The organism is Streptomyces sp. NPDC002888 (genome assembly GCF_042888465.1).
GTDB lineage: Bacteria > Actinomycetota > Actinomycetes > Streptomycetales > Streptomycetaceae > Streptomyces.
Genome location: NZ_JBIAPU010000005.1, coordinates 152,308 through 179,260 on the forward strand (window position 1 = coordinate 152,308; position 26,953 = coordinate 179,260).

Consider the following 26,953-nt stretch of genomic DNA (forward strand, 5'->3'; position numbering starts at 1 on the left):
GCGAGACCGGTTGAACGCGACGCGTGTCGGTACCAACCGATTCCTCTGCCGAAACGTTATGAACACCGGAGCCGACCGTGTCAAAGGCCACAGCCGACTCCGGAGCATCTACGGCAACTGCCGTACTTCTTTGATCACTTGAGAGCTATCTCAGGCGTGCCATCAGGGCATGTTCGACCAGGGTGATCAGCGCACTCTTGGCGTCCGCGCGGTGGCGGGCGTCCGTCGTGATGATCGGGGTGTCGGGCCCGATCTGCAGGGCCTCGCGCACCTCCTCCGGTGCGTAGGGCTGCTGGCCGTCGAAGCCGTTGAGGGCGACGACGAACGGCAGGCCGCTGTTCTCGAAGTAGTCGACGGCCGGGAAGCAGTCGGCCAGGCGGCGGGTGTCCACCAGGACCACCGCGCCGATGGCGCCGCGCACCAGGTCGTCCCACATGAACCAGAAGCGGTCCTGGCCCGGCGTACCGAACAGGTACAGGATCAGGTCCTGGTCGAGCGTGATGCGGCCGAAGTCCATGGCGACCGTGGTGGTCGTCTTGTCCCCGGTGTGGGTGAGGTCGTCGATACCCGCGCTCGCGGACGTCATGACGGCCTCGGTGCGCAGCGGGTTGATCTCCGAGACGGCGCCGACGAACGTGGTCTTGCCCACGCCGAAGCCGCCCGCCACCACGATCTTCGCGGAGGTGGTCGCCCGGCCCGCGTCAGAGCTTGCGAAGTCCACTGAGCACCCTTTCGAGCAGTGTCACGTCCGGTGCACCGCCGTTGTTCTCGTCGCCACCCGGCTGGTGGATGGCGACCAGGCCGGCCTCGGCGAGGTCGGCGACGAGGATCCGCGCCACACCGAGCGGCATGGCGAGCAGCGCCGAGACCTCGGCGACCGACTTCACCTCACGGCACAGGTGGCAGATCCGCTGGTGCTCGGGAAGCAGCCCCATGAGCGCTGCCGGGTCGGCCGTGGTGCTGATCAGCGCCTCGATGGCGAGCTGATAGCGCGGCCGTGTCCGCCCGCCGGTCATCGCATACGGACGTACCAGCGGCTGGTCGCCCTCGTCCCCGTACGGCTCCGCGTACGGATCATGAGAGGCGGTGGGCGGGGTCATGAATCCTCCGGGCGGGACAGCAAGTGGGTCAGTCAAGCCGTCTGACGGGGCCGGTGGGGGGATTGTGGCGGCCGGACGGTTTTTTGGTGAGGTGAGTGGTGCCGAAACCGATCAGTGGAGCAGACTGCCCTGGAGCTCAGCGCGCAGGTCGGGCGTGAGTACGGCGCCCGCGCGGTCGACCAGGAGCGCCATCTCGTAGCCGACGAGGCCGATGTCGCACTCGGGGTGGGCGAGGACGGCCAGCGACGAGCCGTCCGAGACGGACATCAGGAAGAGGAACCCGCGTTCCATCTCGACGACCGTCTGGGCCACGCTCCCGCCCTCGAAGATCCGGGAGGCCCCGGCGGTCAGCGAGGTGAGCCCGGACGCCACGGCGGCGAGCTGGTCCGCGCGGTCGCGCGGGAAGCCTTCGGACATCGCCAGAAGGAGACCGTCGGCGGATACGACGACGGTGTGGGACACACCGGGGGTGTTGTCCACGAAGTTGGTGATCAACCAGTTGAGGTTCTGTGCCGCCTGGCTCATCTGGCTCAACTAACGCTCCTGCTGGTGAGTGGGGCTCGGGAAGCTGCCGGTCTGACCGTTGCCGGCCTGGCGACCCTGCGCGATACCCCGACGGAGATTGGTCAGCCGGCCGCGAACGTCGTCAGGCGCACGCGAGACCTGCGGACCGGTTTGGTGCTGTTGCTGCTGAGCCGTGCCCGGGACGAGGTTCGCCCGGGGCACCCGGCGCGGCAGGCCGGAGGTGGTGATGCCGCCCGCGGCCGGCTGGCGGACGCGTTCGGCCTGCCGGACGAGTTCGTCGTTCGGCGATGTCCGCCACCCGGAAGGGGGCGTGGCGGGACGCTGAGGTGCGGCGGGCGCGGGAGCGGCCGGAGCCGCCTGCTGCTGCGGGGTCTGCGCCGAGCCGTTGCTGTTGCCCGGCCCGTTGTCCGCCTGCTGCTGGCCGTGGAACCAGTTGGTCTCCAGCGTGTCGTACAGCGGCGTACGGCCGTCGCCGGGGCCCGAGGCAGGCGGCAGCGCCCACCCGTCACTCGATCCCCGACCCTCGTCGGGCCGCTGCTCGGCGCCCCTGCTGTCGGGCTCGGGGCGGGCGGCGGGCCGCTGCGGAGTCGGCGGCTGCGGGTAGCCGTAGCCACCGCGGGAGCCGTTGACCTGCGGCCGCTCGAACTGCCCGGTGGAGGCGGGGTCCTGGCGACCGGGCAGGGAGTGCTGGCCGGTGGAGGATGCGTCGTAGCCCGGCACCGCCTGCTGACCCGTGGACGAGGCGTCGTAGCCCGGCGCGGGGAACTGGCCGGTGGAGCCGTTGTCGTAGCCCTGGTGAGTCGGGAACTGGCCCGTGCCACCCGAAGTCCCGAAGACGTCCGGGCGGACGAACTGGCCGCTGTCCTGAGAGCTGTTCTGCCCACCGCTCGCACCCGGGCGGGCGTCGGCGTCGGGGCGCGGGAACTGGCCCGTGCCCTGCGGCGCGTTCGCACCCGGGCGGTTGAAGTCCTGGCGGGCGCCGGGGCCCTGCCGGTCGTCGAGCCGGGGGATCGCCGGGATCTCCGAGGTCGAGCCCGGGCCCTGCCGGTCGTCGATGCGGGGCATCGGCGCGGTCTGCGAGACGTCCGGTTCTTCGTGGCCGCGCGGGGCGTCCAGCGAGGCACGCGGCACCGGCGGCTGCGCGTTCTCGTCGCCCCAGCTGGGCGTGCGGGGCTGCTGCTGGTTGCCGCCCGGCAGCTCGGCGCGCGGACCACCGCGGCCCGGGAGCTGCGGCCGACGGCGCGTACGGCCGCCCTGCTGCTGCTCGCCGTCGTTGCCGGGGCGCTGCGGGGAGACGGGGTTGCGGGGAGCGAAGGCGTCCTGGCCCGGCGCACCGGTACCGGCCGCCTGCAGGCCCTGCGGGGCACCCGGCGCCTGGCCGAAGCCGGCCGGAGCGGGCCGGCCCTGCTGCGGGGAGGGCGGGGTCTGCGGTCCGCGCGGGGCGCCCGGCGCACCGGGACGACCGCCCTGGCCCGCACCGGGCAGCGCGGCCCGCGGGCCCGGACCGGCGCCGAGACGGCCGGCGCCGGAGGCGGGAGCGCCACCGAGGGCACCGCCCGGCGCACCGCCGCCGAAAGCGCCACCGCCGAGGGCGCCACCGCCGGCCTGAGCGGCCTGGCGACGGGCCGCGGCCACACCGGCGGCGGCCTGCGCGGCGGCGGGACCGCCGGACGTGCCGCCCTGGCCGGGCTTGGGCTGAGGCTTCTTGCCGCCCTGGGCGACGTCGACGGGCAGCATGACCAGCGCGGTCGTACCACCGGAGTCGGACGGGCGCAGCTGGATGCGGATGCCGTGACGCTGCGACAGACGACCGACCACGAAGAGGCCCATGCGGCGGGAGACCGACACGTCCACGGTGGGCGGCGAGGCGAGCCGCTCGTTGATCGCCGCGAGGTCCTCGGGGGAGAGGCCGATACCGGTGTCGTGGATCTCGATCAGCACACGGCCGTCGGGCAGTGCGTGACCGGTGACCTTGACCTTGGTCTGCGGCGAGGAGAAGGAGGTCGCGTTCTCGAGCAGCTCGGCGAGGAGGTGCACGAGGTCGTTGACGACCCGGCCGGCCACTTCGGTGGTCGGCACGGCGGCCAGCTCGATGCGCTCGTACTGCTCCACCTCGGACGCGGCGGCGCGGAGCACGTCGACCAGCGGGACCGGGCGGGTCCAGCGGCGGCCGGGCTCTTCACCGGCGAGAACGAGGAGGTTCTCACCGTTACGGCGCATGCGGGTGGCGAGGTGGTCGAGCTTGAACAGCGAGGACAGCTGGTCCGGGTCGGCCTCGCGGGACTCCAGCTCGGAGATCAGCGACAGCTGGCGCTGGATCAGACCCTGGGAGCGGCGCGAGAGGTTGGTGAACATCGCGTTGACGTTGCCCCGCAGGAGGGCCTGCTCGGCGGCGAGGCGGACCGCCTCGCGGTGCACGTCGTCGAAGGCCGCGGCCACCTGGCCGATCTCGTCCCGGGAGTGCACACCGACGGACTCGACGGAGGTGTCGACGTCCTGCGGGTCGGATTCGGACAGCTGCTTGACCAGCTCGGGCAGGCGGTCCTGGGCGACCTTGGTGGCGGTCTCCTGGAGGCGGCGCAGCGAGCGGATCATGGAGCGGGCCACGACGAACGCGCCGACCAGCGAGACGCCGAGCACGAGCAGGATCAGCGCACCGGAGATGATCGCTTCGCGCTCCGACTCGCTGCGCAGCTCGCGCGCCTTCTGCTCCATGTCGTCGAGCAGCGTGTGCTCGATCTTCCGCATTTCCTCGATCTTGGTCGAGGAGTCGTCGACCCAGTCCTTGTACGACCGCTTGTCCAGCGACTGCAGACCGCCCTCGTTGAAGGCGCGGGTCGCGTAGGTGTCGGCCGCCTCGATGGTCGGGTTGCCCTCTTCGATGGGCTTGAGCAGTTCCTCGGCACCGTCGTCGCCGTAGATGCTGCGGAAGCTGGAGAGCTCGGACTCCTCGCTCTCCAGGGCCGACTCGGCGTAGAGCCGGTCGTTGTCGGAGAGGGTGCCGTAGGTGGTGTTGCTGGTGGGCAGCGCCGCCGCGAGGACCGCGCGCTGGATGGACGCGTACTCCTTGGCGGAGGAGAACGCGGCCAGGGCGCGCGTGCGCTTGATCATCTCCGGGTTGCTGGTGGCCTCGGCCATGTCCTGGGAGAGTTCCAGCAGGTGGGTGATCAGGCGGTGGTAGGCCTCGACCGTCTGCGTGGAGTTGCCCTTGGCCTGGTAGGCGGTGTTGCGGAACTTCGCGATGTCGCCGATCTCGCCGACGAGGCCGACCAGGCTCTCGCGGACGCCCTGGAGGTTGCCGTCCTTGCTGGAGGCGTCGATCTCCTCGGAGGCGTTGATGAAGTTCTCGGAGGCCCGGTCGGTCTTGTCCCGGTAGCCCTTGATCGTGTACTTCGTCGACGTCGAGCCGTGCGCCAGCGGACCGGCCGACTGGTCGCGCTCCTCCTGGAGCGCGGCGGCCAGTTCGGTGGCCTGGTTGGTCATGTCCGTCAGCAGCTTCATGTTGTCGAGCTGCTGGATGTCGTCCATGGACTGGTTGATGCGCAGCGCGCCCAGGGTGGTGGCCGCGACCACGGGGAGCGTGAGCAGCGCCACCAGACGGGTGGAGATGCGCCAGTTGCGCAGAGCTATTCGCGAGCCGGACCCACCGGGTTCGCTCGGCGGCTTCACCTTCGGTGCCGAGGGGTTCGTCGACGACGTGGGCGCACCGGGGCGACCCGCACGCTCGCCGCCGTCACCGGTCGGGGCTGGACCCGGGTTCTGGGCGTGCTGGGGCGAGGAACCGCGGTCGGTCCCGCCATGCGGCTCCGGCTCCGCCGAAGCGCTGCCATCCCTCTTGAAACGTCCCTGCACTAGCGTCGCAACCTCTGGACCAGGCGCCCCTCCGCGTGAACGGAAGGACGGGTGTCGGCGTCTTGGGGAACGCCCTGAATACGTCCCCCGGGTGGTCGTGAGTGACCGGCGCTGGCTCCCCCTATCCCGCCGCCACTCGGCGCTGCTGAGCGCCCCCTGCGCGCCGGCTCGATCCTGCGGCGGTCCGTGAGATTCCAGCACAGTGCAGGATCTCCAACAAGGCCAGTTGGCCAGGCTGTGACATCCGTGACACCGCGTGAGGGGTGCGTCACGAGCCGTAGAAGTCGATCCCGTCCATAAAGGACTTACGCCAGCGTACCGACGTGTCCGGGCACGTGTCCCAGTCGCCATGATCAGGAGCGGAATGACGCCTTCAGGGCGTCAATGTCCGTTTCGTTGGGGTCGATTGGGAGCCTGAATTGACCGGTTTGGTCGGGGATCCGTGAGCAAACTCACACGCTGATCATGAGCCCTTCACGTCTTCCCGGGGAATCGCATGTTTAGCCTGACGCTTTACAGAGATGGCAAAACCGACAACCTGCGCTGAAGCGGGGGCCCCTGGACCCTCCACGCGCCCGAACACGACAGGGTCAGTACAACCGTGAAGACGACGACGATGTTCCGCACCATAGCCAACCCGCGACGCACGACGCTGGTCCACCTCGAGGACGCCGACGCACTGCAGACGCCGGAGCAGCCGGAACACTCTGTCGACCTCCCCTCCCAGACCGCCAATCCCCGGCGCACCGTCCTCATGGAGGCCCCGGTCGCGGCGGCCCCCGCGCAGTAGTACGCACCCGGGCCGCCAAACGCTCAAGGCGGTCGGATACGGAAACGAAGGGCGCCCCGACCCCGGAGGCGCCCTTCGTCCATGCGGGCGCCCCGAGTAATGCGAGGGGCACGGGCCCCTGCCGCGTTAGCCTGGAGCGTCAGACTCCAGCCAGCTCAGTCAAGGGGCCAAGCAACCCGTGCGCATCGCCAGGTTCTCCATCGACGGGAACGTCGCCTTCGGCGCGGTCGAGGGCGAAAAGCAGGACGAGCTCGTCCTCGACATCATCAAGGGCATCCCCTTCGCGGACCACGAGCTCTCCGGTACGAAGGTCCCGCTGAGCAAGGTCAGGCTCCTGCCGCCGGTGCTCCCCAACAAGGTCGTCGCCTTCGGCCGCAACTACGCCGAGCACGCGCGGGAGCTGGGCAACGAGGTGCCCGACGCCCCGTTCGCCTTCTTCAAGCCCGCGACCTCGGTCATCGGCCCCGGCGACGAGATCCAGTACCCGTCCTTCTCCGAGGAACTCCACCACGAGGCCGAGCTGGCCGTGGTCATCGGCCGCATGTGCCGCGAGGTCCCCCGCGAGCGCGTCAAGGATGTGATCTTCGGCTACACCTGCGCCAACGACGTCACCGCCCGCGACGTCCAGAAGCGCGAGAAGCAGTGGGCCAGGGCCAAGGGCTTCGACACCGCCTGCCCGCTCGGCCCCTGGGTGGAGACCGAACTGGACCCCTCCGACCTGACCCTCCAGCTCACGGTCAACGGCCAGCAGCGCCAGCTCGCCCGCACCAGCGAGATGATCCACTCGATCGAGGACCTGATCGTCAACATCACCGAGGCCATGACGCTGCTCCCCGGCGACGTGATCCTCACGGGCACCCCGGCAGGGGTCGGCCCCCTCAACGTCGGCGACGAGGTCGCCGTCACCATCGAAGGCATCGGCACTCTCACCAACAAGGTTGTCAAGCGTGGCTAGCGCACCCGGCTCCCCCGTCCGCGTCCGTTTCTGTCCGTCGCCCACCGGTAACCCCCACGTGGGCCTGGTCCGCACCGCCCTGTTCAACTGGGCGTTCGCCCGGCACCACCAGGGCACGCTGGTCTTCCGCATCGAGGACACCGACGCGGCCCGCGACTCCGAGGAGTCCTACGAGCAGCTGCTCGACTCGATGCGCTGGCTGGGCTTCGACTGGGACGAGGGCCCGGAGGTGGGCGGCCCCCACGCGCCGTACCGCCAGTCGCAGCGCATGGACCTCTACAAGGACGTCGCGGCCAAGCTCCTGGACGGCGGGTACGCCTACCGCTGCTACTGCTCCCAGGACGAGCTGGACACCCGCCGCGAGGCCGCCCGCGCCGCCGGCAAGCCGTCCGGCTACGACGGCCACTGCCGCGACCTGAGCGCCGAGCAGGTCGAGGCGTACACGGCGCAGGGCCGCACGCCCATCGTCCGCTTCCGCATGCCCGACGAGACGATCACCTTCACCGACCTGGTCCGCGGTGAGCTGACCTTCACGCCGGAGAACGTCCCGGACTACGGGATCGTCCGCGCCAACGGCGCGCCCCTGTACACGCTCGTCAACCCGGTCGACGACGCCCTGATGGAGATCACCCACGTCCTGCGCGGCGAGGACCTGCTCTCCTCCACCCCCCGCCAGATCGCCCTGTACAAGGCACTGACCGAGCTGGGCATCGCCAAGCAGACCCCGCAGTTCGGGCATCTGCCGTACGTGATGGGGGAGGGCAACAAGAAGCTGTCGAAGCGCGACCCGCAGGCGTCGCTGAACCTCTACCGGGAGCGCGGCTTCCTGCCCGAGGGCCTGCTCAACTACCTCTCGCTCCTTGGCTGGTCGCTCTCCGCCGACCGGGACATCTTCACGATGGACGAGATGGTCGCGGCCTTCGACCTCAAGGACGTGAACCCCAACCCGGCCCGCTTCGACCTGAAGAAGTGCGAGGCGATCAACGCCGACCACATCCGCCTGCTCGATGTGAAGGACTTCACGGAGCGCTGCGGCCCGTGGCTGAAGGCCCCGTTCGCCCCCTGGGCCCCTCAGGACTTCGACGAGGCCAGGTGGCACGCGATCGCCCCGCACGCCCAGACCCGCCTGAAGGTGCTCTCCGAGATCACGGAGAACGTCGACTTCCTGTTCCTGCCGGAGCCCGTCTTCGACGAGGCGAGCTGGACGAAGGCCATGAAGGAAGGCAGCGACGCCCTGCTGCGCACGGCCCGCGAGAAGCTGGACGCGGCCGACTGGAGCTCCCCGGAGTCCCTCAAGGAGGCCGTCCTGGCCGCCGGCGAGGCCCACGGACTCAAGCTCGGCAAGGCCCAGGCCCCGGTCCGTGTCGCCGTCACCGGCCGCACGGTCGGCCTGCCCCTCTTCGAGTCCCTCGAAGTGCTCGGCAAGGAGAAGGCCCTGGCCCGCGTCGACGCGGCGCTGGCGCGGCTGACGGCGTAACGCGCCCACGCGTGATGTGAGGGGCGGCACCCGGACCACGGGGGCCGCCCCTTCGCCGTTCCCCGGACAGGCCCCGGGCCGGCGGGTTACCGTCGATCCATGAGCATCCGTGCCGTGGTCTGGGACGTCGACGACACCCTCTTCGACTACGGCGCGGCGGACCGCGCCGGAATGCGCGACCATCTGACGGCCGAGAAGCTCCTCGCCGCCCACGAGACCGTCGAGCAGGCCATCCTGCGGTGGCGGGCGGTCACCGACCAGCAGTGGGAGCGGTTCGCGGCGGGCGAGCTGACCTTCGAGGGGCAGCGCCGGGAACGGGTGCGCGTCTTCCTCGGCGAGACGCTGAGCGACGCCGGCGCGGACGCCTGGTTCCAGCGCTACATCGGGCACTACGAGCGGGCCTGGGCGCTCTTCCCGGACGTGCTGCCGGTCCTGGACGCCCTCGCGGCCAGCCACCGACACTCCGTGCTGTCCAACTCCAGCATTCACGTCCAGGACCGCAAGCTGCGCGTCCTCGGCGTGCACGACCGCTTCGAGAGCATCCTGTGCGCCGCCGAGCTCGGCATCTCCAAGCCGGAGGCCGGCGCCTTCCACGCGGCCTGCGAGTCCCTGGAACTCGCTCCCCACCAGGTTGCCTACGTCGGCGACCACCCGGAGATCGACGGGCGCGGTGCCGCCGAGGCCGGTCTGCTGTCCGTCTGGATCGACCGCGGGGGCGTGTTCACCGGCGGCGACGCGCCCGCCGGACGGCACCGCATCGCCTCCCTCGCCGAACTTCCCGCGATCCTCGGCACGGATAGTCGTTTTGGAGCCCCGTCCACCTTCAGGTAATGTTCTTCCTGCGCCGCCGGGGAGCGGGCCGAAAGGCCGGAACCGGGGGTGCAAGCTAGAACAAAATCCCTTCAGGGGCTTGTGTTCCAGTGGCCTATGGTGTAATTGGCAGCACGACTGATTCTGGTTCAGTTAGTCTTGGTTCGAGTCCAGGTAGGCCAGCTCGCAGAGCTCATCTGCACCCGCCCCCGTTGTGTAGCGGCCTAGCACGCTGCCCTCTCAAGGCAGTAGCGCCGGTTCGAATCCGGTCGGGGGTACTGATCTCGATCAACTCGGGATCGCTAGGGCCCCCGTTGTGTAGCGGCCTAGCACGCCGCCCTCTCAAGGCGGTAGCGCCGGTTCGAATCCGGTCGGGGGTACTGACTGGTCTAAACCACATTGGTCTATGGTGTAATTGGCAGCACGACTGATTCTGGTTCAGTTAGTCTTGGTTCGAGTCCAGGTAGACCAGCTCGGGCCTGCGGAAACGCAGAGTCCACGCCCCCGTTGTGTAGCGGCCTAGCACGCCGCCCTCTCAAGGCGGTAGCGCCGGTTCGAATCCGGTCGGGGGTACGCACAGGGAAGGCCCTCCACTTCGGTGGGGGGTCTTCGTCGTTGGCGCGGCGCACCGCGGGCCCGCGCTACTCGAAGCCGTATCTCCGCGCCGACTCCTCCTCCTGCGCCAGCCGGTGCAGCGACTGCAGCATCGGCTGGACGAGGACCGCTCCCAGGACCGCGATCTCGACCTTCTCGGCCTCCGTCGGAAACGTCTCCATGAAGTCCAGGTCGAGGACGGCCGCCTGGTGCATCAACCGGGCGTAGGAGGCGAGGAGTTCGGGACTCCAGTCGTAGCCGAGCCGGCGCAGCGCGGCCACCGCCACCACCAGCGAGCGGTACGCGGGCGAGATGGTGACCAGCGCCTTGGCGTTCGACCAGTCCAGCGCGTCCAGCAGCTGCTCCGTCTCGTCGTGCGCGGCCCGGACGTACTCGTCCTCCGCGTCCGGCTCGGGAACCTGCGGCAACGCCCACAGCGCGGCGCCGAGGCGGACCGTACGGCCGAGGGAGTCGTCGTCGACGTGCCCGAGCACCTCACGGACCGTCGCCACCGGCACCCGGCCGACCTGGATCATCGCGCGCACCAGACGCAGCCGGCGCAGATGCTCCTCGTCGTACTCGGCGGTGGTCGTGTTGATCTGGCGGCCGGGCGCCAACAGTCCTTCGCGCAGGTAGTACTTGATCGTCGCCGTGGACACCCCGCTGCGCTCGCTCAGCTCCGCCAGCCGCATCTCTTGCGCCTCTCCTTGGGAAGTGTCACTATCCAAGCATCGCTCAAGAAGATAGTGACGCTATCCAATGAAGCAGGGGGCTGCCATGTCCACGAAACCGGTACTGGGTCGCACGACCGCGGCTGCCGAAGGGGATGTGGTGGTCCTGCTGATCGGCATGCGCGTCAACCACTTCTGGGCGGTGCACCAGTGGGTGCCGGTCTTCCTGGCGATGTTCCGCATGCTGGCGGAGCTCGCACGGGACAAGGACCGGGGACTGCTGGGGCGCGTACTGCTGACAGCCTCGCCACGGACGTACTACGTCGTCCAGTACTGGGAGTCCAAGGAGAAGCTGTACGCGTACGCGACCTCGCCCGACATGTTCCACCACCGGGCGTGGTCGATCATCAACCGCAAGGAGCGGGCGGGGAAGGTGCGCGGGCACGTGGGGCTGTGGCACGAGACGTACGTCGTGCCCGAGGGGTCCTACGAGGCGATCTACGCCGACATGCCGCCCTTCGGCCTCGCGGCAGCCACGGGGGTGTTGCCGGTCGAGCGTCGGGGGCGGCGGGCGAAGGAGCGGTTCGCGCATCGGGGGCAGCGTTCAGGTGCCTGAGCGCCGTAGCGGGCTCTGCTGTGTGGCGTGGGCGGGTTGTCCGTAGCTTGTCGCGCCCACGCGGCGGAGCCGCATATCGATACAGTCCCGCGCCCCTTGGGGGTGTGATCCCTGCCGTTGGGGGAGGCTGCCGCGGCGTTGAGGCTGCCTCCTCCTCCGGCCTGTGAACCTCAGCCCGTGCGGCGCAACGCCTCTGACAGGCGGCCCGCGGCGTCGATGACTGCCTGGGCGTGCATGCGGCCCGGGTGGCGGGTCAGGCGTTCGATGGGGCCGGAGACCGAGACGGCGGCGACCACGCGGTTGGAGGGGCCGCGCACGGGCGCCGAGACGGAGGCGACGCCCGGCTCCCGCTCGCCGATGGACTGGGCCCACCCGCGGCGCCGTACGCCCGACAGGGCCGTCGCCGTGAAGCGGGCGCCCTGCAGGCCCCGGTGCAGACGCTCCGGCTCCTCCCAGGCCATGAGGATCTGAGCCGACGAGCCGGCCTTCATCGTGAGCGTCGAGCCGACCGGGACCGTGTCCCGGAGTCCGGACAGGCGCTCCGCCGCGGCGACGCAGATGCGCATGTCGCCCTGGCGGCGGTAGAGCTGTGCGCTCTCGCCCGTGATGTCACGGAGGTGGGTGAGCACCGGGCCCGCCGTCGCGAGGAGGCGGTCCTCGCCGGCGGCAGCGGCCAGCTCGGCCAGGCGCGGGCCGAGAATGAAGCGGCCCTGCATGTCGCGTGCCACCATGCGGTGGTGTTCCAGTGCCACAGCCAGGCGGTGGGCCGTGGGTCGTGCGAGTCCGGTGGCCGCGACCAGGCCCGCGAGGGTGGCCGGACCGGACTCCAGAGCGCTCAGGACGAGGGCCGCCTTGTCCAGAACGCCGACGCCGCTACTGTTGTCCATGAAACGATACTCACGTCTCACTCTGTGAAACGCAAGTTCAATTTTGCGTGGAACACGCCACCCTGGAAATACACAGCGGCTCGTGGACCGACGGGCCTGTCGGCGGACGCCCGGAACAGGGGCGCGGGCGCCGTCTCCTGAAGATCTCTAGTTGGGCCGGTGCACGTTTTTCCGGCCGGAGGGAAAGCGATGGGTAGGACACTCGCGGAGAAGGTCTGGGACGACCACGTCGTCCGGCGCGCCGAGGGCGAGCCCGACCTCCTCTTCATCGATCTGCACCTGCTGCACGAGGTGACCAGCCCGCAGGCCTTCGACGGTCTGCGCCAGAACGGTCGGCGGGTCCGCCGCCTCGACCTCACCATCGCGACCGAGGACCACAACACCCCGACCCTCGACATCGACAAGCCGATCGCCGACCCGGTCTCCCGCACCCAGCTGGAGACGCTGCGCAAGAACTGCGCAGACTTCGGCGTCCGCCTGCACCCGCTGGGCGACGTCGAGCAGGGCGTCGTCCACGTCGTGGGACCGCAGCTGGGCCTGACCCAGCCGGGCATGACCGTCGTCTGCGGCGACTCCCACACGTCCACGCACGGCGCCTTCGGCGGTCTGGCCTTCGGTATCGGCACCTCCCAGGTCGAGCACGTGCTGGCCACGCAGACGCTGCCGCTGGTGCGGCCCAAGACCATGGCCATCACCGTCAACGGCGAACTGCCCGACGGCGTCACCGCCAAGGACCTGATCCTGGCGATCATCGCCCGGATCGGCACGGGCGGCGGCCAGGGCTACGTCCTGGAGTACCGCGGCTCCGCCATCGAGCAGCTCTCGATGGAAGCCCGGATGACCATCTGCAACATGTCGATCGAGGCCGGCGCCCGCGCGGGCATGATCGCCCCCGACGAGACCACCTTCGCGTACCTCAAGGGCCGCGTCCACGCCCCGGAGGGCGAGGACTGGGACGCCGCCGTGGCGTACTGGAAGACGCTGAGGACGGACGAGGACGCCGAGTTCGACGCAGAGGTCGTCATCGAGGCCGCCGAGCTGTCGCCGTTCGTCACCTGGGGCACCAACCCCGGCCAGGGAGCGCCGCTTTCGGCGTCCGTCCCCGACCCGGCTTCGTACGAAGACGCTTCGGAGCGCTTCGCCGCCGAAAAGGCCCTGGAATACATGGGGTTGGAGGCCGGACAGCTGCTGCGCTCCATCAACGTGGACACCGTCTTCGTAGGCTCCTGCACCAACGGCCGCATCGAGGACCTGCGCGCCGCCGCCGAGCTGCTCAAGGGCCGCAAAGTCGCCGACGGCGTACGGATGCTGGTCGTGCCCGGCTCCGCGCGAGTCGGTCTGCAGGCCGTCTCCGAGGGCCTGGACGTCGTCTTCAAGGAGGCCGGCGCCGAGTGGCGGCACGCGGGCTGCTCGATGTGTCTGGGCATGAACCCCGACCAGCTGGCCCCGGGGGAGCGCTCCGCGTCCACCTCCAACCGCAACTTCGAGGGACGACAGGGCAAGGGCGGTCGTACGCACCTGGTGTCGCCGCAGGTCGCCGCCGCGACGGCGGTCCTGGGCCACCTGGCCTCCCCGGCCGACCTGTCCGACGTCGAGACCCGTACGCCCGCTGGAGTCTGATCAGTCATGGAAGCATTCACCAAGCACACCGGCCGGGCCGTTCCGCTGCGCCGCAGCAACGTCGACACCGACCAGATCATCCCTGCTCACTGGCTCAAGAAGGTGACCCGGGACGGGTTCGAGGACGGGCTGTTCGAGGCCTGGCGCAAGGACGAGTCCTTCATCCTCAACCGGCCCGAGCGCCAGGGCGCGACCGTCCTGGTCGCCGGCCCCGACTTCGGCACCGGCTCCTCCCGTGAGCACGCCGTCTGGGCGCTGCAGAACTACGGCTTCAAGGCGGTCATCTCCTCCCGCTTCGCCGACATCTTCCGCGGCAACTCGCTCAAGAACGGCCTGCTCACGGTGGTTCTCGAGCAGAAGATCGTGGACGCCCTGGTGGAGCTCACCGAGCAGGACCCGCAGGCCGAGATCACGGTCGACCTGGAGGACCGCGAGGTGCGCGCCGAGGGCATCACCGCCTCCTTCGAGCTGGACGAGAACTCCCGCTGGCGGCTGCTGAACGGGCTGGACGACATCTCCATCACGCTTCAGAGCGAGGACGACATCGCCGCGTACGAGGCCAAGCGCCCGTCCTACAAGCCGCGGACGCTCCAGGTCTGACCACCGGGCTCGGCGCAAGTCGAGATTCGGCCACCCCGAAACCCCCGCTGTACCCCCGATCGGCCCGATCGGGGGTACAGCCGTTTCTGCACCCGAACGGCCCCGCCTGCTTGTGGGTGCCATCTCAACTTCCCACGTTAGGGGCCTTGTTGTCGGGGTACGCGAGAGTTGAGGACGCGGCTTCCGCAAGCGCGGAGAGGGCCGTTCGAGGCAGGAGTTGCCCCCTGGGCGGGCGACAACTCGCCCCAGATGGCACAATCTGTGCATGGAACACGACGGCCAACTCGAGCTCTATGCGGCAGTCGCGATCCAACTCAAGGAAGCGCACGCAAGGGTGCGCGCACTGCAAGTCCCGGAGGGCGTACGGATGGCGCTGACCCGGAAGCTGCTGGTCATTACGGCCGCGGCCAAGCACGATCTCGCCGATGCGACAAGGCGTCTGGAGCGGTTCATGAAGGACCTGGACGAGGGACGAATCCCCGACGAGGAACGCTGAACAGTCCAGGACAGTCGAGTCCGCTGCGGCACATCGGGTGATAAGCCCGTTTCGTGTTTGATTTGCGGTATATATCTGCCTAACGTGCGAAAAAGCTTGAACACTTTCGTTCTGGCGATGTCTCCGAAGGGGAAGACGTGAACAAGGCGCAGCTCGTAGAAGCGATTGCCGACAAGGTGGGCGGCCGCCAGCAGGCCGCCGACGCTGTCGACGCGGTCCTGGACGCCATCGTCCGGGCGACCGTGGCGGGGGAGAGGGTCTCGGTCACCGGCTTCGGTTCGTTCGAGAAGGTCGACCGTCCGGCCCGCTACGCCCGCAACCCCCAGACGGGCGAGCGGGTTCGGGTCAAGAAGACCTCCGTTCCGCGCTTCCGTGCGGGCCAGGGCTTCAAGGACCTGGTCAGCGGCACGAAGAAGCTCCCGCGCGGCGGCGAGGTCGCCGTCAAGAAGGCCCCCAAGGGCAGCCTGACCGGCGGTGCTTCCGCGACGGTCAAGAAGGCCGCCGCGAAGAAGGCCACCGCCAAGACGGCGGCCGCGAAGAAGGCCGCCGCGAAGAAGACCACGGCCAAGAAGACGGCCGGGGCCGCCGCGGCGAAGAAGACCACGGCGAAGAAGACGACCGCGAAGAAGACGACCGGAGCGGCCGCCAAGAAGACCACCGCGGCGAAGACCACGGCGGCGAAGAAGACCACGGCCAAGAGCGCCCCCGCGAAGAAGGCGACGGCCAAGAAGGCCCCGGCCAAGCGGTCGACGGCCCGCAAGACCACCACCGCCAAGAAGGCCACCGCCCGCAAGTCGTAAGGGCGCAGGGGCACAAGGGCACTCACGCGCCGGGCCGGACTCCCTCGGGAGCCCGGCCCGCGGCGTGTTCGGGGTCGGTCACTCAGAGTGTCTGAAGCGTCACCAGGGTGATGCGAAGGTCGTCCTTCGCGCCCTCCACCTCGATCCGCACCCGCTGGCCGGGCCGCAGCAGCCTCAGGCCGCCCGCGTCGAACGCCGGCGCGTCGAAGGGCACGGGGGTGCCGTCGTCCAGCAGCACCTGCCCGCTGCGGGTTTCGGGGTCGTACGTGTATGCGGTGGCCTGCATGGCGGCAGCCTACTGCCCCGGGATCAACAGGCGCGCGGTCGCCGCCGCCGTCCGGGGGCCCACGCCGAGCGCCAGCGCCGCGCGCAGGTCGTCGCCGGTGTCCACGTCCTGCCGTACCGAATCGACCGCGTCCAGCCGGAGTTCCACGGCCCCGGACGCGCGGTGGCGGGCCCGGGAATCGGTGCCGAATGCCGGGAGCAATTCGCGGCCGGGGGTGGCGGCCAGCAGAGTGGTGCCGATTGCGGCGGCATCGGGGAGAAAAGCCCGGGGGAATTCCGCGGCCGCGTCCAGGACCCGCGTCAATTCCAGCGGGCGCAGGGCGGGCAGATCGGCGTTCAGGGCCGCCACCGGGCTTTCGGGGCGCGAACCGCGTACGACCGCCGCCCCATGCGCCAGAGCGGCGTTCAGGCCGCCGGTCGGCTCGTCGGTGACGATCCGGGCGCCCAGCGCCGCCAGCTCGCGACGCGCCAGGGCGTCGTTGGTGACGACTGCCACATCCGCCACCGACGCCGCGGCCAGCGCGGCCGCCACCGTGTCCTGGGCGAAGGCGAGGGCCAGCCCGGGGCGCAACCCGTCGGCAGCGGTGTCCGAGAGCCTGCTCTTGGCTCGCGCCAGGGGCTTCAGGGGTATGACCAAGGTCCACTGCACCGACGTACCGTCCCTCTCTCGTCGCGGACATTGTCACCCGGGCCACCGGGTCGGCCGGGGGTCGGGGCGTACGGTGTTCTCGACAGACCGGCGGCCTGGGGCGACACTTGTGCGGCCCCCCAAGGCCCTAGAGGAAGGTGCTCGCGTGCCCCGCCGCAGAATCGGCTTCTGGTACCGCTTCGCCGCGGTGATCTGCAAACCGCCGCTGGTGGCTCTGATCAAGCGGGACTGGCGCGGAATGGAGCACATTCCGGCCGAGGGTGGATTTATCACCGCGGTGAACCACAATTCGTACGTGGATCCCTTCGCATACGCGCACTACCAGTACAACACCGGAAGGGTTCCGCGATTCCTGGCGAAGAGCGCACTTTTCCGGAAGGGATTCGTCGGCGCCGCCATGCGCGGCACCGGGCAGATCCCCGTCTACCGCGAGAGCACGGACGCGCTCAGCGCCTTCCGGGCCGCGATCGAGGCCGTGGAGCGCGGCGAGTGCGTCGCCTTCTACCCCGAGGGCACCCTCACCCGCGACCCCAACGGCTGGCCCATGACCGCCAAGACGGGCGCCGCGCGCGTGGCCCTGCAGACCAAGTGCCCGGTGATTCCCGTCGCGCAGTGGGGCTGCAACGAGCTGCTGCCGCCGTACGCCAAGAAGCCCCAGTTCTTCCCGCGCAAGACCCACCAGGTGCTGGCCGGGCCGCCCGTGGACCTCTCGCGCTTCTACGGCAGGGAGATGACCGCGGAGGTCCTCAAGGAGGCGACCGAGGTCATCATGGCCGCGGTCACCCGTCAGTTGGAGGAGATCCGCGGCGAGAAGGCCCCTCAGACGCCCTACGACCCGCGTCGGGAGCGGATCGAGCAGCGGCGCCGGACCGAGGCGCAGGCACAGCTGCAGGCACAGGCACAGGCACAGGCACAGGCCCCGGGTACGCCGGTGGAAGGACAGGGCACGTGAGCAACCCGGTCAAGGCGGCGGTCCTCAGCGCCGGTTCGTGGGGCACCGCATTCGGAATGGTGCTCGCCGACGCGGGGTGCGAGGTCACCCTGTGGGCGCGGCGGGCGGAGGTCGCGGAGGCGATCAACTCCACCCGGACCAACCCCGACTACTTTCCCGGTGTGGAACTGCCGCGGACCGTGCGGGCCACGACGGACCCGGCCGAAGCGGCCGCCGGCGCCGACTTCACGGTCCTCTCCGTCCCCTCGCAGACGCTGCGCGCCAACCTCGCCGAGTGGACGCCGCTGCTGGCCCGGAACACCGTCCTGGTGTCGTTGATGAAGGGCGTCGAACTCGGTACGACCATGCGGATGAGCGAGGTCATCGAGGACGTCGCCAAGGTCCCCTCGGAGCGCGTCGCGGTGGTCACCGGCCCCAACCTGGCCCGTGAGATCGCCGCCCGCATGCCGGCCGCGGCCGTGGTCGCCTGCACCGACGAGGGCGTCGCCCAGCGGCTCCAGGCCGCCTGCCACACCCCGTACTTCCGTCCGTACACCAACACCGACGTGGTCGGCTGCGAACTCGGCGGCGCGGTCAAGAACGTCATCGGTCTCGCCGTCGGCATCGCGGACGGCATGGGCCTGGGCGACAACGCCAAGGGCTCGCTCATCACACGCGGCCTCGCCGAGACCACCCGACTGGGCCTGGCGATGGGCGCCGACCCGCTGACCTTCTCCGGACTCGCGGGCCTGGGCGACCTGGTGGCCACCTGCTCCTCGCCGCTGTCCCGCAACCACACCTTCGGCACCAACCTCGGCAAGGGCATGACCCTCCAGGAGACCATCGCGGTCACCAAGCAGACCGCCGAGGGCGTGAAGTCCTGCGAGTCCGTGCTGGATCTGGCCCGCCGGCACGGCGTCGACATGCCCATCACCGAGACGGTCGTCGGCATCGTGCACGAGGGCAAGCCTCCGGTGGTGGCACTGAAGGAGCTCATGTCGCGCAGCGCGAAGCCGGAACGACGCTGAGCGACGCACGGGGCGGCGCGGGCGACGCCCGCGCCACGCAGCCCCGTGCGCGCTGTATCACGGCACTACCAACGGGTACTCTCAACGCGATATGAGCACCGAGAACCTCCCCCAGAGCCCTGAGCAGCCGTCCCGCAAACCGCGCGTGGCCGTCGTGTTCGGCGGGCGCAGCTCCGAACACGGGATCTCCATGGTCACCGCCGGCGCCGTACTGCGGGCCATCGACCGGACGAAGTACGACGTCCTGCCGATCGGTATCACTCGAGACGGCCGCTGGGTGCTCACCGCCGACGAACCGGACCGCATGGCGATCACCGAACGCCGTACGCCCGAGGTCGAGGAGCTCGCCGAGTCGAGCGAGGGCGGTGTGGTGCTCCCGCTCGACCCCGCCAACCGCGAAGTCGTCTACAGCGAGCCCGGTTCGGTGCCCAAGGCGCTCGGTGAGGTCGACGTCGTCTTCCCCGTCCTGCACGGCCCGTACGGCGAGGACGGCACCCTCCAGGGCCTCCTGGAGCTCTCCGGCATCCCGTACGTGGGTGCGGGTGTGCTCGCCTCGGCCGTCGGCCAGGACAAGGAGTACATGAAGCGGGTGTTCGTCTCGTTCGGCCTCAAGGTCGGCCCGTACGTGGTGATCCGGCCGCGCGAGTGGCAGCAGGACGAGTCGGCCGCCCGCAAGAAGATCGTCGACTTCGCCGGCGAGCACGGCTGGCCCCTGTTCGTGAAGCCCGCGCGCGCGGGTTCGTCCATCGGCATCACCAAGGTCGACGACCTCTCCGGCCTGGGCGAGGCGATCGCCGAGGCCCAGCGGCACGACCCGAAGATCCTCGTCGAGGCGGCGCTGCGCGGCCGCGAGATCGAGTGCGGGGTGCTGGAGTTCGAGGACGGCCCGAGGGCCTCGGCCCCCGCGGAGATCCCGCCGCCGGACGCGCACGCGTACTACGACTTCGAGGCCAAGTACATCGACTCCACCCCGGGGATCGTGCCGGCGCCGTTGACGCCCCAGGAGACGGCCGAGGTGCAGCGCCTCGCGGTCGACGCCTTCGAGGCGGCCTCCTGCGAGGGGCTGGTCCGCGCGGACTTCTTCCTCACCGAGGACGGCGAGTTCGTGATCAACGAGATCAACACGATGCCCGGTTTCACACCGATCTCGATGTATCCGCAGATGTGGCAGGCGAGCGGGATCAGCTATCCGGAACTGGTGGACAGGCTGGTGCAGGCGGCGCTGAGGCGCTCCACCGGGCTCAGGTGAGAGCAGTATCGTTCAGTCGGCGATCCCTTCGGGGATCGCCTTCTTGACGGCCGACGCCAGGTCGATCAGCGCACTCGAGCTGTCCCGCCCCTTCGGCACCGTGACCTCCACGTACGCCCGACGGTTGGCCGTGGTGTAGCGGTACGCCCCGTCGTCCTGCTTCTCCATCAGCCAGTCGACCCCGTTCACACCGCCCGCGACCGCGTCCGGGTCGTGCCCCTCGGCCACCTTCGGGTCGATCATCTTCGGCGGTCGCGGAACACCGCAGCGCAGTATGATCGCCGGGTTCCCCCAGCCCGCGGTCAGCGCGGACTCGGGCTCGGGGTCCCGGCGACCCTGACTGTCGACCTTCGACGGCAGCGCCTCGTCCAGGTTCCGGCACAGCTCCATGGCCTTCGCGGACGGGCTGGGAACCGCCGTCGACGCACTGTCGTCTGCTGATGAGCAGCCCGCCGCAGCGATCAACAGAGCGAGCGCGAGCAGTCGAGAAGGCCGGTGACGGAGGAAGATTCGCACCGGCCAAGGGTAGACGGGGGCTACAGATGCACCACCGGGCAGGTCAGGGTGCGGGTGATGCCGTCCACCTGTTGGACCTTCGCGACCACCATGCGGCCGAGGTCGTCGACGGTGTCGGCCTGGGCCCGCACGATGACGTCGTACGGGCCTGTCACGTCCTCGGCCTGGACGACCCCAGGGATTTTGCTGATCGTCTCGGCGACGGTCGACGCTTTGCCGACCTCCGTCTGGATCAGGATGTACGCCTGTACCACGGAACCTCCAGGGCGGCCACGAGGATCATGTGGGGAAAAGGAACGCCACGGTATCGCGTCGCCGCTCGCCGCGGGGAGACCTGCGGGGGCCGGGGCGTACGCGCCGGGGTGCAGGCACGACAGAAGTTGACGGTCACTTCGACCGTATCGAGGACACTGGTCACGCGCGACCGGGCACGGACAGGGACAGAAGGGGAGAAAGGGCAATGAAGGGCACTGTTGGTGAGCTCGGGGAGTTCGGGCTCATCAGGGAGCTCACCTCCCGTCTCACCACCACCCCGGCGGTCCGGGTCGGCCCCGGCGACGACGCCGCGGTGGTCGCCGCGCCCGACCGGCGGGTCGTGGCCAGCACGGACATCCTCCTGGAGGGCCGGCACTTCCGCCGCGACTGGTCCACGGCCTACGACGTCGGCCGCAAGGCGGCCGCGCAGAACCTCGCGGACATCGCCGCCATGGGCGCCGTGCCGACCGCGCTGCTGCTCGGCCTGGTCGTCCCCGCCGAACTGCCGGTGGCCTGGCCGACCGAGCTGATGGACGGCCTGCGCGACGAGTGCCAGGTCGCGGGTGCCTCCGTGGTCGGCGGCGACGTCGTACGGGGCGACACGATCGTGGTGTCGATCACCGCGCTCGGCGACCTGCGCAACCAGGAGCCGATCACCCGGGGCGGAGCGCAGCCCGGTGACCTCGTCGCGGTGACCGGCTGGCTGGGCTGGTCCGCCGCCGGGTACGCGGTGCTCTCCCGGGGCTTCCGCTCGCCGCGCGCCTTCGTCGAGGCGCACCGCCGCCCCGAGCCGCCGTACCACGCGGGTCCGGCCGCCGCGGGGCTCGGCGCGACCGCGATGTGCGACGTCAGCGACGGACTGATCGCCGACCTCGGGCACATCGCGGAGGCCAGCAAGGTCCGCATCGACATCCGCTCCGGCGCGATCGACATCCCCACCCAGATGAACGACATCGGGCAGGCCGTCGGCGTCGACCCGCTCCAGTGGGTGCTGACCGGGGGAGAGGACCACGCGATCGTGGCGACCTTCCCGCCGGACGTGAAGCTCCCGGCCCGCTGGAAGGTGATCGGCGAGGTGCTCAACCCCTCCGCGCTGCCCCAGGTCACGGTCGACGGGGCGCCGTGGACCAGCAAGGGCGGCTGGGACCACTTCGGGGACATCGAGTCATGAGCGCTCTCGCCGGTCCTCCCAGGGTGCTGACGGTGGCGGGCTCCGACTCCGGTGGGGGCGCGGGGATTCAGGCCGACCTGAAGACGATGCTCGCGCTCGGCGTGCACGGCATGAGCGTCGTCACCGCGGTCACCGCGCAGAACTCCCTCGGTGTGCAGGGTGCTTGGGAACTTCCGGTGGAGGCGGTGCGGGCCCAGTACCGCAGCGTGGTCGACGACATCGGCGTACAGGCCGTGAAGACCGGGATGCTCGCGTCCGCCGAACTCGTCGAAGTGGTGGCCGAGTTGATCGCGGAGACGGACGCGCCGACCGTGGTCGACCCGGTGGGCGTCTCCAAGCACGGGGACTCGCTGCTGGCGTCCTCCGCCCTCGACTCCGTGCGCACCAGGCTGCTGCCGGTCGCCACCGTCGCCACCCCCAACCTCGACGAGGTGGCCCAACTGACCGGCGTACGGGTCGAGTCGGAGGACTCGATGCGGACGGCCGCCGCGGCCGTGCTGGCGTACGGGCCGCGATGGGTCGTGATCAAGGGCGGTCATCTCTCCGGCGACGCCGTGGACCTGCTCACCGACGGCTCCGAGGAGCTCTGGCTGCGCGCGCCGCGCCACGACAACCGGCACACCCACGGCACGGGCTGCACCCTCGCCTCGGCGATCGCGTCGCAGCTGGCGAAGGGGCGCTCCGTGCCGGAGGCGGTGACGTCGGCGAAGGAGTACGTCACCGGGGCGATCGCGGCCGGGTTCGGGCTGGGCGGTGGCATCGGGCCCGTGGACCACGGGTGGGCCCTCGGGTCCACCGGCTCCCGTGGGTCTCAGGATTCCGGCAGCTCGGGGTAGTCCCGCAGCTCGATGTTCGTCGCCGCCTTCTCCGTGAGCCGCTTGAAGAAGCCGGCCAGCAGACGTGAGCTCAGCAGGCGGTACATGCGGTCGCGGCTGCGGATCCTGCGCTCGGTGGGCGGGGCGAAGAACGGGCCCGCGTTGCCGGAGATCTTCTGGCAGCCCTTGGCGAAGTCCCGGATCCGCGTCTCGTACTCGGCGAACGCGGTGCGGTGGTCGCCGCCCGCGAGGGCCAGTTCACCGGCCAGGACGTACGCGGCGACGATCGCCGCGCCCGTGCCCATGCCGCCCATGGTGGCCCCGTAGCCGGCGTCCCCGAGGAGGACCACGCGGCCCTTGGCGAGCCGGTCGACGTGGATCTGGGCGATGGCGTCGAAGTACAGGTCGTCGGCCTGCTCCAGGGCCTTGAGGACGTTCGGGGTCTCCCAGCCCATCCCCGCGAACCGCTCGGCGAGGATCCGCTTCTGCGCGGCGACGTCCCGGCGGTCGTACGTCAGCCGCTCGGAACGGAAGACCAGCAGGGCGCCCGCGTGGCCGGGGTCGCCGTCGTAGTTGCCGAGGGCGATGGCGCGGCCGGGCTCGGTGTAGAGGCGGCCGGTGCGGTTCAGGCCGAGGTCGTTGGGGATGCCGAAGCCCGCCACGTAGTAGTCGAGGAAACGCAGGTACCGGGACTCGTCGCCGAAGACCAGACGCCGGGTGTTCGAGTGCAGACCGTCGGCGCCGACGACGAGGTCGAAGCGGCCGGGAGCGCCCCGCTCGAAGGTGACGTCCACGCCGTGGGCAGTCTCCGTGAGCGTGGCGATCGAGTCGTCGAAGACGTACTCGACGCGGTCCTTCGTGCGCTCGTACATGATCTTCGCCAGCTCGCCGCGGAAGATCTCCACGTCACCGCTCATCATCTCCGACGGCAGGTCCACGCGCGCGTGCCCGTCGGCGTCGACGACGCTCTGCCGGCCCATGTGGGTCTGGCGGGCGTGGACCTCGTCCCAGATGCCCATCGCGGTCAGCACCCTGCGGTGGACATGGCCGCGGAAGTCGACCGCGAAGCCGCCCTCGCGCAGCGTCGGGGCCTTCTCGACGACCGTGACGCGGGCGCCGCGCCGGGCGAGGTTCAGGGCGAGGGCGGGGCCGGCGACGCTCGCGCCGGAGACCAGGACGTTCAGGTGACCGAGGTGGTGTGAGTTCGTCATGGCCATGAGCCTGCGGGCAGGCGCTGACCGTCCACCTACCGTTCGCTGACCGCCGCTGACCGCAGACTTCGCCCCCGCCCGAACGCCTCGTCGTACGCCTGAGCGGACAGCCTCGCCCGTACGTCGTCCCGCGTCCGTACGACATCGGGGTCGGCGTCGAGCGACTCCCCCCGCAGGCCCGCCGCCGCACCCAGGAGTTCGGCAGCGCGCCCGGGGCCGGGGGCGAGCGAGGCGAGGGCGTCGGCGACGTCGGCCAGGGTGAGGGCGTCCGGTGCCTCCTGGGCGTGGGTGTGGGCCTGGGCGAACCAGTCGCGGGCCCCGTCGGCGTCGCCCTCCGCGGCCGCCGTGCGGCCCAGGCCGATGAGGATCCGTACCGTCTCGCCGATGCTGAACCAGTTCGCCGCGCACGCCTCCAGCGCGTTCTCGTAGTGCACGCGTGCGTGGGCCGCGTCCCCGCGGAGCCGGGCCACGTCACCGAGGCCCCGCCGGGCGGCCGCCACCTTGTCCGAGGCACCGGCGCTGCGCGCGAGGGCGCCCGACTGCTCGTAGTGGACGGCCGCCGCCTCGACGTCGCCCCGGTGCAGCAGCACGGTCCCGCGCGTACGCAGCAGGTCCGCGGTCTCCTCGGGGGCCTCCAGCTCCCGTACGTACGCCAGGCCCTCGTCGATCAGGCGCAGGGCCTCGTCGTACGCGCCGCGCCGGGACGCGAAACCGCCCAGCGGATCCAGGCAGTTGGCCATGCCCCAGCGGTCCCCGGTCACGCGGAAGCCGGTCAGGGAGCGGGCGAAGTCGGCCTCCGACTCGGCGGGACGGCCCGCGAACTGGGTCTGATAGGCGAGGCCCAGGTCGAGCACGGCCCGCCCCCACGGGTCGTCGCCGACCTGGACGGCCCGCACCTCCTGGTCCGAGGCGAGCAGCGGGCCCCCGGTGAGCGACCAGAGGACCACCGTGAACGGCAGCCGCAGCGGCTTCTCCAGGGCCCGCAGAACGTCGGCCACGCGCGCGATGCGGTCGGGTTCCGCCGGGTCGTCACCCCGCCCGGTGATCGTGTTCATCGCGCACAGGGCGTACTCCTCCTCCAGCCCCGTGGGCGCCTCGTCGCCGACGGCCGTCAGCAGCGCACGGGCGAGCCGGGCGTGTTCGTCGTGCGGACCGCGCAGCCGCCAGAACCAGGACAGGTGCGCCATGAGGGGCAGGGCGTCCGCGGGAGCCGTGCGCACGAGGTGCCGCAGAGCCGCGTCCAGATTGCCGTGCTCGGCGGTCAGCCGGGCCAGCCAGCGCAGCTGGCCCCCGCCCCTGAGATACGGTTCCGCGCGCTCGGCCAGCCGCAGGAAGTACGCCGCGTGGGCGTCCCGTGGCCCGTCCGCGCCGGTGAGCCGTTCGGCGGCGAACGCGCGGATCGTCTCCAGCATCCGGTAGCGCCCCTCGGACACCTCCAGGAACGACTTCTCGACCAGCGAGGCCAACAGGTCCTCCGGGTGGGCCGCCGTGCACACGGCCTCCACGGCGTCGAGGGTCGCCCCGCCCGGGAAGACGGTCAGCTCCGCCGCCAGGTCGCGCTCCTCGTCGTCCAGCAGGTCCCAGCTCCACTCCACGACCGCGCGCAGGGTGCGATGCCGGGGCGCCTTGGAGCGGTCGCCGCGGGTCAGCAGCCGGAACCGGTCGTCGAGGCGGTCGGCGAGCTCGTCCGGGGTGAGGGTGCGCAGCCTGGCCGCGGCCAGCTCGATCGCCAGCGGCAGCCCGTCGAGGGCCCGGCAGATGTCGGCCACGCGCGCGTGGTGGTCGAAGTCGGGGCGTACGGCCCGCGCGCGGTCGAGGAAGAGCCGCACGGCGGGTTCCGGCGGCAGCGGCGGCACGGGAACCAGGACCTCGCCGGTGATGCCGAGGGACTCCCGGCTGGTGGCGAGGACCCGGACACCTGGGCAGGCGCCGAGCAGCAGCGCCGACAGCTGTGCCGCCTCCTCCACCAGGTGCTCGCAGTTGTCGAGCACCAGCAGCAGCTCACGTTCCTCCAGGGCGGCCAGCAGCCGGTCCGTGGTGTCGGTGGCGGGTGTGCGGAAGCCTTCGCGCACCCCGAGCGCGGCGAGCACGGCGTACGGGATCCGCGTGCCGTCGCTGAGGGGGGCCAGCTCGACGAGGAACGCGTCGGACCGGGAGCGGGCCGCCTCGACCGCCAGCCGGGTCTTGCCGACGCCGCCCGGCCCGGTGAGCGTGACCAGGCGGGAGTCGGACAGCCCCCGCGCGATCCGCGCGAGCTCGGTGCCGCGGCCGACGAACGGGGTGAGCTGCACCGGGACGCGTGGCCGGGCGGGGCCGCCGGCGCCGCCGCCCCGCAGTAACTCCAGGTGGAGCGCGGACAGCTCCGGCGAGGGATCGGTACCCAGCTCGTCGGCGAGGGTGCGCCGGGCCTCCTCGTACACCGTGAGGGCCTCGGCGGGCCGTCCACCCGCATGCAGGGCCCGCATCAGCTGCCCGTACAGCCGCTCGCTCAGCGGATGCGCCGGCAGCAGCGCCCGCAGCTCCGCGACGAGTTCGGGCCCGCCGCCGAGCAGCAGGTCCGCCTCGATGCGGTCCTGTACGGCGGCCAGCCGCAGCTCCTCCAGCCGAGCCTTCTCGGCGTGCGCCTCCGGCAGGTCGGGCAGGGCGGGCCCGCGCCACAGGGCGAGCGCCTCCCGCAGCCGGGCCGCCGCGCGCGTGTGGTCCCCGGCGGAGAACGCGACGCGCCCCTCACCGGCCATGTGTTCGAATCGATGGGTGTCGACGGCTTCGGGGGAGGCGGTGATGCGGTAACCGGCCGGGGTGGCCTCGATCTCCGTGTGCGGCGCGAGACGCCTGCGGAGGCGGGAGATCTGCGACTGGAGCGCGTTGGCGGCTCCTGCGGGCGGCTGAGCGCCGTACAGGCCGGCCGTCAGGCGGTCTGTGGAGACGGTGCGGCCGGCGTCGAGGAGCAGGAGCGTGAGCAGGGCGCGGGGGCGGGGGCCACCGGAGTCCACGGGGGTGCCGTCGTCGGTGCGGATGTCCAGCGGACCCAGGATGCCGAAGCGCATTCG

At 70.8% G+C, this 26,953-nt stretch carries 26 protein-coding genes and 5 tRNA genes; 19 read left to right on the forward strand and 12 right to left on the reverse strand.

Annotated features, from left to right (window positions below; all coding sequences use genetic code 11):
• Positions 1 to 145: 145 nt before the first annotated feature.
• From ACFYWX_RS10280 to ACFYWX_RS10295, 4 genes are all read right to left on the reverse strand, one after another.
• Complete coding sequence (locus ACFYWX_RS10280) at positions 146 to 721, reverse strand: ATP/GTP-binding protein (protein ID WP_133930189.1); 576 nt, start codon at positions 719 to 721, stop codon at positions 146 to 148.
• Positions 702 to 1,100, reverse strand: a complete 399-nt coding sequence (locus ACFYWX_RS10285; RefSeq protein WP_019058642.1) for a DUF742 domain-containing protein — start codon at positions 1,098 to 1,100, stop codon at positions 702 to 704. The genes ACFYWX_RS10280 and ACFYWX_RS10285 overlap by 20 nt, the downstream gene beginning before the upstream one ends.
• A gap of 111 nt (positions 1,101 to 1,211) precedes the next feature.
• A complete protein-coding gene (locus tag ACFYWX_RS10290; protein WP_003993189.1) occupies positions 1,212 to 1,625 on the reverse strand; it encodes a roadblock/LC7 domain-containing protein in 414 nt (137 codons plus the stop codon).
• Positions 1,626 to 1,634: 9 nt separating this feature from the next.
• Positions 1,635 to 5,477: a nitrate- and nitrite sensing domain-containing protein gene (locus tag ACFYWX_RS10295; protein WP_389423541.1), complete on the reverse strand. Its 3,843-nt coding sequence runs from the start codon at positions 5,475 to 5,477 to the stop codon at positions 1,635 to 1,637.
• Between the two features lie 601 nt (positions 5,478 to 6,078).
• On the opposite strand from ACFYWX_RS10295, the gene ACFYWX_RS10300 reads away from it, so the two are divergent.
• From ACFYWX_RS10300 to ACFYWX_RS10340, 9 genes are all read left to right on the forward strand, one after another.
• Positions 6,079 to 6,267, forward strand: a complete 189-nt coding sequence (locus tag ACFYWX_RS10300) for a hypothetical protein (RefSeq protein WP_389423542.1) — start codon at positions 6,079 to 6,081, stop codon at positions 6,265 to 6,267.
• Between the two features lie 178 nt (positions 6,268 to 6,445).
• Positions 6,446 to 7,222, forward strand: a complete 777-nt coding sequence (locus ACFYWX_RS10305; protein ID WP_389423543.1) for a fumarylacetoacetate hydrolase family protein — start codon at positions 6,446 to 6,448, stop codon at positions 7,220 to 7,222.
• Positions 7,215 to 8,699, forward strand: coding sequence for a glutamate--tRNA ligase (gene gltX / locus ACFYWX_RS10310; protein WP_389423544.1), 1,485 nt, complete (start codon positions 7,215 to 7,217; stop codon positions 8,697 to 8,699). Before ACFYWX_RS10305 ends, gltX begins: the two co-directional genes overlap by 8 nt.
• A 99-nt stretch (positions 8,700 to 8,798) precedes the next feature.
• The gene (locus ACFYWX_RS10315) at positions 8,799 to 9,530 is read left to right on the forward strand and encodes an HAD family hydrolase (RefSeq protein WP_389423545.1); all 732 of its coding nucleotides are present in this window, start codon (positions 8,799 to 8,801) and stop codon (positions 9,528 to 9,530) included.
• A gap of 90 nt (positions 9,531 to 9,620) precedes the next feature.
• Positions 9,621 to 9,692 (forward strand) — tRNA-Gln (locus tag ACFYWX_RS10320).
• A gap of 22 nt (positions 9,693 to 9,714) precedes the next feature.
• Positions 9,715 to 9,787 (forward strand) — tRNA-Glu (locus ACFYWX_RS10325).
• Positions 9,788 to 9,816: 29 nt separating this feature from the next.
• Positions 9,817 to 9,889 (forward strand) — tRNA-Glu (locus ACFYWX_RS10330).
• Between the two features lie 20 nt (positions 9,890 to 9,909).
• Positions 9,910 to 9,981 (forward strand) — tRNA-Gln (locus tag ACFYWX_RS10335).
• 28 nt (positions 9,982 to 10,009) lie between these two features.
• Positions 10,010 to 10,082: transfer RNA gene (locus tag ACFYWX_RS10340), tRNA-Glu, on the forward strand.
• 68 nt (positions 10,083 to 10,150) lie between these two features.
• Here ACFYWX_RS10340 and ACFYWX_RS10345 read toward each other — a convergent pair.
• Positions 10,151 to 10,795, reverse strand: coding sequence for a MerR family transcriptional regulator (locus ACFYWX_RS10345; protein WP_389423546.1), 645 nt, complete (start codon positions 10,793 to 10,795; stop codon positions 10,151 to 10,153).
• 85 nt (positions 10,796 to 10,880) lie between these two features.
• Here ACFYWX_RS10345 and ACFYWX_RS10350 point away from each other — a divergent pair, with 85 nt between their 5' ends.
• Positions 10,881 to 11,390 carry a DUF4188 domain-containing protein gene (locus ACFYWX_RS10350; RefSeq protein WP_389423547.1) on the forward strand — a complete coding sequence of 170 codons (510 nt, stop codon included), beginning with the start codon at positions 10,881 to 10,883 and terminating at the stop codon, positions 11,388 to 11,390.
• A 170-nt stretch (positions 11,391 to 11,560) separates the two neighbouring features.
• Here ACFYWX_RS10350 and ndgR read toward each other — a convergent pair whose 3' ends face one another.
• Positions 11,561 to 12,277 carry an IclR family transcriptional regulator NdgR gene (gene ndgR / locus ACFYWX_RS10355; RefSeq protein WP_028806673.1) on the reverse strand — a complete coding sequence of 239 codons (717 nt, stop codon included), beginning with the start codon at positions 12,275 to 12,277 and terminating at the stop codon, positions 11,561 to 11,563.
• Between the two features lie 189 nt (positions 12,278 to 12,466).
• On the opposite strand from ndgR, the gene leuC reads away from it, so the two are divergent.
• The 4 genes from leuC to ACFYWX_RS10375 all read left to right on the forward strand — a co-directional run bounded on the left by leuC (position 12,467) and on the right by ACFYWX_RS10375 (position 15,793).
• Positions 12,467 to 13,897, forward strand: coding sequence for a 3-isopropylmalate dehydratase large subunit (gene leuC, locus ACFYWX_RS10360; RefSeq protein WP_389423548.1), 1,431 nt, complete (start codon positions 12,467 to 12,469; stop codon positions 13,895 to 13,897).
• 6 nt (positions 13,898 to 13,903) lie between these two features.
• Positions 13,904 to 14,497 (forward strand): 3-isopropylmalate dehydratase small subunit, encoded by a 594-nt coding sequence (gene leuD, locus ACFYWX_RS10365; protein WP_389423549.1) that lies wholly within the window; start codon positions 13,904 to 13,906, stop codon positions 14,495 to 14,497.
• Positions 14,498 to 14,762: 265 nt separating this feature from the next.
• Complete coding sequence (locus ACFYWX_RS10370; RefSeq protein ID WP_389423550.1) at positions 14,763 to 14,993, forward strand: hypothetical protein; 231 nt, start codon at positions 14,763 to 14,765, stop codon at positions 14,991 to 14,993.
• 137 nt (positions 14,994 to 15,130) lie between these two features.
• Positions 15,131 to 15,793, forward strand: a complete 663-nt coding sequence (locus tag ACFYWX_RS10375; RefSeq protein ID WP_389423551.1) for an HU family DNA-binding protein — start codon at positions 15,131 to 15,133, stop codon at positions 15,791 to 15,793.
• Positions 15,794 to 15,875: 82 nt separating this feature from the next.
• Here ACFYWX_RS10375 and ACFYWX_RS10380 read toward each other — a convergent pair whose 3' ends face one another.
• Both ACFYWX_RS10380 and cofC read right to left on the reverse strand, forming a co-directional pair.
• The gene (locus ACFYWX_RS10380; protein ID WP_389423552.1) at positions 15,876 to 16,079 is read right to left on the reverse strand and encodes a hypothetical protein; all 204 of its coding nucleotides are present in this window, start codon (positions 16,077 to 16,079) and stop codon (positions 15,876 to 15,878) included.
• A gap of 9 nt (positions 16,080 to 16,088) precedes the next feature.
• Positions 16,089 to 16,727, reverse strand: coding sequence for a 2-phospho-L-lactate guanylyltransferase (gene cofC / locus ACFYWX_RS10385; RefSeq protein ID WP_389423553.1), 639 nt, complete (start codon positions 16,725 to 16,727; stop codon positions 16,089 to 16,091).
• A gap of 145 nt (positions 16,728 to 16,872) precedes the next feature.
• On the opposite strand from cofC, the gene ACFYWX_RS10390 reads away from it, so the two are divergent.
• The 3 genes from ACFYWX_RS10390 (at position 16,873) to ACFYWX_RS10400 (ending at position 19,935) form a co-directional block, all read left to right on the forward strand.
• Entirely contained in the window at positions 16,873 to 17,679 is an 807-nt protein-coding gene (locus ACFYWX_RS10390) for a lysophospholipid acyltransferase family protein (protein WP_389423554.1), read from the forward strand.
• Positions 17,676 to 18,686 (forward strand): NAD(P)H-dependent glycerol-3-phosphate dehydrogenase, encoded by a 1,011-nt coding sequence (locus ACFYWX_RS10395; protein WP_389423555.1) that lies wholly within the window; start codon positions 17,676 to 17,678, stop codon positions 18,684 to 18,686. The genes ACFYWX_RS10390 and ACFYWX_RS10395 overlap by 4 nt, the downstream gene beginning before the upstream one ends.
• 91 nt (positions 18,687 to 18,777) lie before the next feature.
• Positions 18,778 to 19,935: a D-alanine--D-alanine ligase family protein gene (locus ACFYWX_RS10400; protein WP_389423556.1), complete on the forward strand. Its 1,158-nt coding sequence runs from the start codon at positions 18,778 to 18,780 to the stop codon at positions 19,933 to 19,935.
• Between the two features lie 12 nt (positions 19,936 to 19,947).
• Here ACFYWX_RS10400 and ACFYWX_RS10405 read toward each other — a convergent pair whose 3' ends face one another.
• Both ACFYWX_RS10405 and ACFYWX_RS10410 read right to left on the reverse strand, forming a co-directional pair.
• Positions 19,948 to 20,445: a DUF3515 domain-containing protein gene (locus ACFYWX_RS10405; protein ID WP_389423747.1), complete on the reverse strand. Its 498-nt coding sequence runs from the start codon at positions 20,443 to 20,445 to the stop codon at positions 19,948 to 19,950.
• Positions 20,446 to 20,471: 26 nt separating this feature from the next.
• Positions 20,472 to 20,705 carry an Lrp/AsnC family transcriptional regulator gene (locus ACFYWX_RS10410; protein ID WP_037677600.1) on the reverse strand — a complete coding sequence of 78 codons (234 nt, stop codon included), beginning with the start codon at positions 20,703 to 20,705 and terminating at the stop codon, positions 20,472 to 20,474.
• Between the two features lie 206 nt (positions 20,706 to 20,911).
• On the opposite strand from ACFYWX_RS10410, the gene ACFYWX_RS10415 reads away from it, so the two are divergent.
• Both ACFYWX_RS10415 and thiD read left to right on the forward strand, forming a co-directional pair.
• Entirely contained in the window at positions 20,912 to 21,877 is a 966-nt protein-coding gene (locus tag ACFYWX_RS10415) for a thiamine-phosphate kinase (protein WP_389423557.1), read from the forward strand.
• On the forward strand, positions 21,874 to 22,713 hold the full coding sequence (thiD, locus tag ACFYWX_RS10420; protein WP_389423558.1) for a bifunctional hydroxymethylpyrimidine kinase/phosphomethylpyrimidine kinase: 840 nt from the start codon (positions 21,874 to 21,876) through the stop codon (positions 22,711 to 22,713). Before ACFYWX_RS10415 ends, thiD begins: the two co-directional genes overlap by 4 nt.
• On the opposite strand, the gene ACFYWX_RS10425 is transcribed toward thiD, so the two are convergent.
• Positions 22,689 to 23,903: an FAD-dependent monooxygenase gene (locus tag ACFYWX_RS10425; RefSeq protein WP_389423559.1), complete on the reverse strand. Its 1,215-nt coding sequence runs from the start codon at positions 23,901 to 23,903 to the stop codon at positions 22,689 to 22,691. The genes thiD and ACFYWX_RS10425 overlap by 25 nt on opposite strands.
• A 35-nt stretch (positions 23,904 to 23,938) precedes the next feature.
• The gene (locus tag ACFYWX_RS10430; protein WP_389423560.1) at positions 23,939 to 26,950 is read right to left on the reverse strand and encodes a BTAD domain-containing putative transcriptional regulator; all 3,012 of its coding nucleotides are present in this window, start codon (positions 26,948 to 26,950) and stop codon (positions 23,939 to 23,941) included.
• Positions 26,951 to 26,953 lie beyond the last annotated feature (3 nt).

What these genes read in the sequence shown, in the direction of transcription:
- ACFYWX_RS10285 (WP_019058642.1), bottom strand. Translation starts at nt 1,100, where the DNA reads ATGACCCCGCCCACCGCCTCTCATGATCCGTACGCGGAGCCGTACGGG.
- ACFYWX_RS10290 (WP_003993189.1), bottom strand. Translation starts at nt 1,625, where the DNA reads ATGAGCCAGGCGGCACAGAACCTCAACTGGTTGATCACCAACTTCGTG.
- ACFYWX_RS10315 (WP_389423545.1), top strand. Translation starts at nt 8,799, where the DNA reads ATGAGCATCCGTGCCGTGGTCTGGGACGTCGACGACACCCTCTTCGAC.
- ACFYWX_RS10345 (WP_389423546.1), bottom strand. Translation starts at nt 10,795, where the DNA reads ATGCGGCTGGCGGAGCTGAGCGAGCGCAGCGGGGTGTCCACGGCGACG.
- ACFYWX_RS10350 (WP_389423547.1), top strand. Translation starts at nt 10,881, where the DNA reads ATGTCCACGAAACCGGTACTGGGTCGCACGACCGCGGCTGCCGAAGGG.
- ndgR (WP_028806673.1), bottom strand. Translation starts at nt 12,277, where the DNA reads ATGGACAACAGTAGCGGCGTCGGCGTTCTGGACAAGGCGGCCCTCGTC.
- leuC (WP_389423548.1), top strand. Translation starts at nt 12,467, where the DNA reads ATGGGTAGGACACTCGCGGAGAAGGTCTGGGACGACCACGTCGTCCGG.
- leuD (WP_389423549.1), top strand. Translation starts at nt 13,904, where the DNA reads ATGGAAGCATTCACCAAGCACACCGGCCGGGCCGTTCCGCTGCGCCGC.
- ACFYWX_RS10370 (WP_389423550.1), top strand. Translation starts at nt 14,763, where the DNA reads ATGGAACACGACGGCCAACTCGAGCTCTATGCGGCAGTCGCGATCCAA.
- ACFYWX_RS10380 (WP_389423552.1), bottom strand. Translation starts at nt 16,079, where the DNA reads ATGCAGGCCACCGCATACACGTACGACCCCGAAACCCGCAGCGGGCAG.
- ACFYWX_RS10400 (WP_389423556.1), top strand. Translation starts at nt 18,778, where the DNA reads ATGAGCACCGAGAACCTCCCCCAGAGCCCTGAGCAGCCGTCCCGCAAA.
- ACFYWX_RS10415 (WP_389423557.1), top strand. Translation starts at nt 20,912, where the DNA reads ATGAAGGGCACTGTTGGTGAGCTCGGGGAGTTCGGGCTCATCAGGGAG.
- thiD (WP_389423558.1), top strand. Translation starts at nt 21,874, where the DNA reads ATGAGCGCTCTCGCCGGTCCTCCCAGGGTGCTGACGGTGGCGGGCTCC.
- ACFYWX_RS10425 (WP_389423559.1), bottom strand. Translation starts at nt 23,903, where the DNA reads ATGACGAACTCACACCACCTCGGTCACCTGAACGTCCTGGTCTCCGGC.
- ACFYWX_RS10430 (WP_389423560.1), bottom strand. Translation starts at nt 26,950, where the DNA reads ATGCGCTTCGGCATCCTGGGTCCGCTGGACATCCGCACCGACGACGGC.